Here is a 5,847-nt window from a genome sequence, read left to right on the forward strand (position 1 = left end):
GACCGCGGTGGTCAGCGTTCACCCGGGTCCGATCAAGACCGAGATGGCCGAGGCCGTCGGTCTGGCCGACGTCGCCGAATCACCCGCCCTGGTCGCCGAGGCCATTTTTGCGGCGCTTCGCGAGGACCAGTTCCATGTGTTTCCCGATTCGATGGCAAAACAATTCGAGTCCGGTTATGCAGGGTTTGCGAAAGCATTCGTCGAAGCCGAGTTGAGCGAACGAGCCTGATCGATGGTCGCGCTGGACACAGAAACTTAATTCTTGCCCGCCGAATCGCTTCCAATTGGGTCAACCTCGTTACAATTCTGGCTGTTGTCAACGTTCGTCCTCGGCGAAGGTCCTGGAGATGCTCGATTCGGAATTCGAATTCACTCAATCCGAGACATTCGGATTGACCGATGTCGGAAAGAAACGCACCGTCAATCAGGACCAGTTCTTGATCGCAGAGCTGAGCAAATCGATGCTCGTCTCCGCGTCGAGCCTGGCGGAGATCGATGTCGGTCGTTTTTTTGGCGGCATCCAGGGCCAGGTGTTGCTGGTCGCCGACGGCATGGGCGGGCACGCAGCCGGTGAAAAAGCCAGCAGCATCGTGCTGCAACACTTGATCGGTCGACTGCTCAACAGCGTCCACTGGTTCTTCCAGTCCGACACCGGGTCGGAAGAAGAGTTCGTCAATGGCTTGCGGAATCTGCTGCGTGACGCGCACAGCCGCGTCCTCGCTGAATCTCGCGAAAATCACGCGGCGGCCGGAATGGGGACCACGCTGACGATGGCCTACATCCACTGGCCCGCGATGTACGTCGTGCACGCCGGCGACAGTCGCTGTTACCTGATTCGTGACGGCGTCGCTCGGCAAATCACCACCGACCACACGCTGGCGCGACAAATGGTCGAGGCCGGCGGCATGAAGCCCGAAGACGAAGCGACCAGTCGCTGGAGTAACATCCTGTGGAACGTCGTCGGAGGCCACGCCCAACGAAGTTTGTTGGCCGAAGTGCATCGCGTCGATTTATGCGAAAACGATTCCATCGTGCTCTGCAGTGACGGCTTGTATCGCTACGTGGACGGCGATCAAATCTCGGCGATGCTCACCCAGCAACCCAACGCCTCCCTGCTGTGCAAACAATTGGTAGAGCTTGCCAACGACCGCGGCGGCGAAGATAACATCACCGTGGTGGTTTCCCATCCGACACCCAAAAAACGGTTGGCCGCCAACGGATCGGTGATCGCAGGCGACGCCGCCCAGAAAAAGACGATGCCCGTCGCCGAGAACGACCAGGACAGCTAAGGACCAATCCACTGCCTTCCGTTTTGCCTTCCCCCCGTCGGATTTCATGGCAGGGCCCCGTCTGTGGAATCGCCTCCGCCGTCCTCTACACCCTGACCAATATCGCGCTGCGGAATTGTGTCGACGTCGATGCCTACCTCGTCTCCGCCGTCAAAGCCGCACCGACCGTGGTCGTCCTGGGCCCACTCGTCGGATGGCTGTCGATTCGCCCGGCTCGAAACAACCCAACTCCAAACGGCCCAGCGTCAAACAGCCCAGCGCCCGACCGCACCTCGGCGAACCACCCGTCACCTGCCACTCCCTCCCGATCGGCCTTCCGCCGGTTGCCCCAATTCATCCTGGCCTCCTTCCTGGCGCAGTTCTTCGGCAACGCCGCGTTCCAAAAAGCGCTCGAGCGGATCGGGTTGGCCGCGTCGGTCCCCATCACGCTCGGCGTGCTGATCGTCGGCGGGGCGATTCTCGGCGCGGTCCTGTTGAAAGAACCGGTCGGCCGACGCAAAGTGATCGCCATGATCACCTTGATCGTCGCCGTCGTGGTGCTGTCCCTGCCCGATCGCCGCGTCAACGAACCGCTCAACGATTCCCTCAGCGCGAACACCGAAACGATCGCCGCGGCTGAGCCAGACCTGCCCGAGCCAGACCAACCCGAGCCGATCGATCTGGTCGTCGGATCGCTCTGGGCGGCGGTTTCTGGATTGGCCTACGCGTTCTTCGGCGTCACGATGCGGCAGACGCTGCAGACCGGAGTCCCGGCCCGAAATCTGATGCTGATCAGCGGGGTCACCGGCAGCGTGGCGCTGTGGGGGTTCTGTTTTGCGACCCTGGGCCCCGCGGCAATCCTGTCGACCAGTCCGTCACAATGGATGCTGATGGTCACCGCGGGATGCTTGAACTTTTCCGCCTTTGTCGCCATCACCACGTCGCTTCGCCTGCTGCCGGTCGTTGCGGTGAACTTGATCAATGCGTCTCAGGTTGCCATGGCGGGCGTGGCCGGCGTGATCCTTTTCGATGAACCGATCACGACCCGACTTGCCGTCGGCATCGCCCTGACCTTTGTCGGCCTGATCATCCTGGCCCGCCGCACGCGGGCCCCGATCGTGATCACCGATTAGCCACAAAAAAATGGCAATCCGCAGTACCTTGGTCGGCGGCAACGGTTTAAGAATCAGATCGCTCACCAGACATCCGTTTCGATCGGCAGGCCACAACACCTCCCGATCGCCGGTCGCCGTCGTGAACGCCATCTCCCCCCTCCCCCCTTTCTCTTTAAATTCCCCACGAAAGAGTTTGCGATGAAGAAAACTGCGTTGAAGAACACACTGCTCGGTCTGACTTGCGCCCTCGTCTTGAGCACCGCCTCGATCGCCGAGGACGCACCTGAAAAGAAACGAAAAAACAACACCGCTGCCCGCAAAGCACCGGCCGCCAATGTTTTGAATCAACTCAAAGACGTCGGCCTGACCGAGGAGCAAACGACCGAAATTCAAGCGATGGCCAAGAAAACCGCCGCCGAAACGCAGGCCGCACTGAAAGAAGCCGGTATCACTCCGGAAATCATGAAAAAACGTGCCGCGGCGCAAAAAGAACTCAAAGAGAGTGGCAAGAAGCCCGCCGAAATCTCCGCAGCCATCAACGAGAAACTCGGCCTGACGAAGGACCAAATCGCCGTGCTGAAGAAGTCCAACGCCATGCGCGCCTCGCTGCTCAAGAACGCCGTCGCCCTGCTGACCGAGGACCAAAAAGCAAAACTGCCCGAGCGTCTGGTCAAAATGGCGAGCCGTGGCGACGACGCCAAAGGAAAGGCTAAAGGAAAAGCCAAGGGCAAGAAAAAGAAGACCGAAGACAACTAACCCACCCGCGGTACCGCACGCTCAATCGCACTGCCGGGTTGGCACTGCGGGGTTGGGGCACTGCGGGGCTGCTCGGCAGAACCTGATTCAACCGACACGACGGCGGCCCTGCCAGGCAGGGTCGCCGTTTCGTTTTGCCGTCACGGCTGTTTTACGTCGAGATCCGTTCACCGGCCCGACCGACGTTCAAGCGAGCTGTACCGGTTATGCCGTCGCCGAATCGCCAGGCAAAGAGTGGTGCGTGGGGATGCCGATGAGATTGCTGCGAGCGAACGGTTTGTCGTTCCGGAAAATCATGGAACCGGTGTCCCGAACGATTGCGAGCCTTGATTTAAAACCCCCGCGGTCGGAAACGCACCGCCAACCGTCATTTGCAATCTCCCCAACCGGCGGAAGGAACTGCCTTATCATGCGATGCACTAGCTTTTATGGACGTTTGCTGATCGTTGCTGCCCTCATGTCGGTCACCACGACATCGGTCAGCGCGAAATGGAACGATCACTGGAACAGTTTTTGGCACAAGGTCGGTGTCGGGTACGAACGCAACAATGCGTGGCCCGATCCCTTCAACGAAATGGATGCCATGGCCGTGATCACCCCGTTCGAAGCGATGAAGCAGAACGGTTGGATCTTGCACAATACGATCGGGCCGCATCAATTCCGCGATGGAGACGGTGCCTTGAAGACGTCGGGGCAAGAGACCGTGGCCTGGATCGCCCGCCAAGCGCCCGCCTCACGCCGCCAGGTCTATGTCGTGCGTGCGGCGACGACCGAAGAAACCCAAGCACGGGTGGCGTCGGTGCGTGAAATCCTGTCGCAGTTTGAGGGCGTGGGCCCGCTGCCGACGGTCGCCGTCACCGACCGCGTCCCCCCGACCGCGTCGGGTGCCTGGGCGACGAAAGTCAACCGCGCCTGGCTGGAAGAACTCGCTCCGCCGAAACTGCCCTCCAGCAGCGCCGCGGGCACCTCTGCCGTCACACAACAGTAGGCAGCACCTCGCAGTCGCACGAGACTCGCTGTTGGGCAGCCACTGCCAACCGAGTTGACTCCAAATCGACACCCACTGGCGGTTTCCCCTCAAGGGAAACCGCCTTTTTTCGTCGAATCCGGCTTACACGGCGGACCGAATTGAAGTCAGTTTGACAATCGGTCGATCCCTACAATCGGTGCCATCGGACTCGCGTTGACACCGCCGCCGCTTCGCCCTACTCGTTGACTCCAGTGTCACGGGAGAAACTAAGACGTGACTGAACAAACCAAAACGCTTCGAAATCGACGCCGTCATCAACTTTCATCGGCGCTCGTCGCTTCACTGGTGATCGGCTGTGCCGCCACGACCACCGGGTGCTCCAGTTCCCTCGGCACCCGAGTCGCTTCCTTGAATCCGTTTTCGAGCACTCCGGCCAGCTCCAGCGTCGAAGAGAGTGGATCGAGCTGGCTTAGCGGCCCCAAGACCGTCGGCACCTCGCTTGCCAGCGGTGCCAAAGGCGCCGCCTCCAAATCGCGGACAACGGTCGCAAGTTGGTTCGGACGCAGCGACAAGTCCGATCGCGATGTCACCGAAGGCGACGCCACCGACCCGACCAGCCTGACGCACAAAGCCGAAGTGACTCCGGAAGTCTTTGTCGCCAACGGACGACTGTGGGAATCGACCGGCAACTACGAGAAAGCCATGGAAAGCTATGCCAAGGCGCTCGAAAAACGACCCAACGACGCAGCCGCGTTGGCCAACATCGCGCGACTGCATTTCCGTCAAGAAAACCACCAGAAAGCCGCCGAATACTTCGGCAAGGCGATCGAACAGAATGGTAACGACGCCGGGCTGTACAACGATCTGGGACTAACGCTCAGCAAACTTGGCAACTACAGCGCCGCGGCGACCACCATCGAACAGGCACTGCGGCTCTCGCCCGGCTCCTCGCGATACGCCAACAACCTGGCGAGTGTGAAATTCCAGGCCGGCGATCCCGCAGGTGCCCTGGAAGTCCTCGTCCAAAACAATAAACCCGCCGTGGCCCACTTCAATATGGCCTACCTGCACTACAAGCATGGCCAGAAAGCCGAATCGACACGGCACCTCAATCAGGCGCTCGCTTACGAGCCCCAAGCCGCATCCGACGCGGCCACCAAACGCGCCGTCGAACGCTCGCGCGAACTGCTGGCCCAAATCGGAAACGTTCCCGGGGTCACCCCCGGAGTCGCGATGGCCACCGCCGCTCGACCCTCTGCAAACACGCCCGCGGACACCGCGGTCCAACAGGCGGCTCAAGGCTTCACGCCCGGAACCGAAATCCCCGGTTTCCAAAATGCCGTCCAACCCGCTTCCACCGCCAATACCAACGTCAGTTTTGGGAACGCGTCGTACAAAACGCCCGCCCCCAACAACAACGTCAATCAGACGTCCGCCTCCGTCCCCGCACCGGCCACCACGCCGACGGCCGACGGACAAGGTTCGTCCGAAAAATTCGCGCTGCCGCCGAACTTCGCGATGCCCCAGTAACGCGATAACTCAGTAACGCGATCGCATCGCGTGTCTCGCCATCCCGCCATCTCGGCGGGATGCGTCGATGAACCACTCGGCGGCAAACCGCGACGTGTGTTCCTCGTCCGCCGTCTCGATCGAGTGCTCCGTGTCACCTGGTGTTTCGGGTAGGCGGTAGTGGACGAGGCGACGAGTCCTCTGCCAATACGCTCACTGCAGAGGACTC

Annotated in this window: 6 protein-coding genes and 1 pseudogene; all 7 read left to right on the forward strand. The window is 60.8% G+C overall.

All coding sequences use genetic code 11. The features are described 5' to 3' along the window. A pseudogene (locus ABX749_RS18900) lies at positions 1–229 on the forward strand (short-chain dehydrogenase); the annotation flags it as partial. Positions 230–347: 118 nt separating this feature from the next. Beyond that, a complete protein-coding gene (locus ABX749_RS18905) occupies positions 348–1,289 on the forward strand; it encodes a PP2C family serine/threonine-protein phosphatase (protein WP_372897329.1) in 942 nt (313 codons plus the stop codon). 323 nt (positions 1,290–1,612) lie between these two features. Continuing rightward, entirely contained in the window at positions 1,613–2,401 is a 789-nt protein-coding gene (locus ABX749_RS18910; RefSeq protein ID WP_372897330.1) for a DMT family transporter, read from the forward strand. Positions 2,402–2,779: 378 nt separating this feature from the next. After that, a complete protein-coding gene (locus tag ABX749_RS18915) occupies positions 2,780–3,139 on the forward strand; it encodes a hypothetical protein (RefSeq protein WP_372897331.1) in 360 nt (119 codons plus the stop codon). A 409-nt stretch (positions 3,140–3,548) separates the two neighbouring features. Next, on the forward strand, positions 3,549–4,127 hold the full coding sequence (locus ABX749_RS18920; RefSeq protein WP_372897332.1) for a hypothetical protein: 579 nt from the start codon (positions 3,549–3,551) through the stop codon (positions 4,125–4,127). Between the two features lie 255 nt (positions 4,128–4,382). Further along, positions 4,383–5,639: a tetratricopeptide repeat protein gene (locus ABX749_RS18925; RefSeq protein ID WP_372897333.1), complete on the forward strand. Its 1,257-nt coding sequence runs from the start codon at positions 4,383–4,385 to the stop codon at positions 5,637–5,639. A 30-nt stretch (positions 5,640–5,669) separates the two neighbouring features. After that, the gene (locus tag ABX749_RS18930; RefSeq protein ID WP_372897334.1) at positions 5,670–5,792 is read left to right on the forward strand and encodes a hypothetical protein; all 123 of its coding nucleotides are present in this window, start codon (positions 5,670–5,672) and stop codon (positions 5,790–5,792) included. Positions 5,793–5,847 lie beyond the last annotated feature (55 nt).

Source organism: Stieleria sp., from assembly GCF_041595215.1.
GTDB classification, from domain to species: domain Bacteria; phylum Planctomycetota; class Planctomycetia; order Pirellulales; family Pirellulaceae; genus Stieleria; species Stieleria magnilauensis.